This is a genomic window from Burkholderia sp. JPY481, assembly GCF_038900515.1.
Classification (GTDB): Bacteria; Pseudomonadota; Gammaproteobacteria; order Burkholderiales; family Burkholderiaceae; genus Paraburkholderia; species Paraburkholderia youngii.
Map to the genome: position 1 here is coordinate 1 of NZ_JAYMRT010000137.1, position 496 is coordinate 496.

General features: G+C 64.5%; 1 pseudogene. It reads left to right on the forward strand.

Features of this window, described 5'->3' with window-relative positions:
- Positions 1 to 496, forward strand: a pseudogene (locus tag VSR82_RS40025) (protein kinase); the annotation flags it as partial.

Sequence of the window (496 nt, forward strand, 5' to 3'; positions counted from 1 at the left end):
ACCGGGTTCATCAGGCCGCCTATTCCCTGATTCCTGAATCATCGCGCGCCGACGCGCATCTGCGGATCGGCCGCCTGCTCATCGCGCAGGCCCCGGCGGAAAAACGCGAGGAAGCGATCTTCGAAATCGTCGGGCAGCTCAATCGCGGCGCCGCGCTGATCACCGAACGGGACGAACGCGAGCAACTGGCCGCGCTCAATCTGCTCGCCGGTCAGCGCGCCAGGGCGTCGACGGCCCACGCCTCGGCGCTCGCCTATTTGACCGCTGGCGCCGGGCTATTGAATGACGATTGCTGGCAGCGTCGGCATCAGTTGATTTTTGCACTGGAGCTGAACCGGGCCGAATGCGAATTCCTGACGGGACAACTGCTCGCCGCCGAGACGCGACTTGCGGCGCTATCGAAGCGTGCGACGACCACGCTCGAGCGCGCCCAGGTCACGTTCTGGCAGATGGATGTCTACCTGATGCTCGACCAGAGCGAAAACGCGATCGCCGT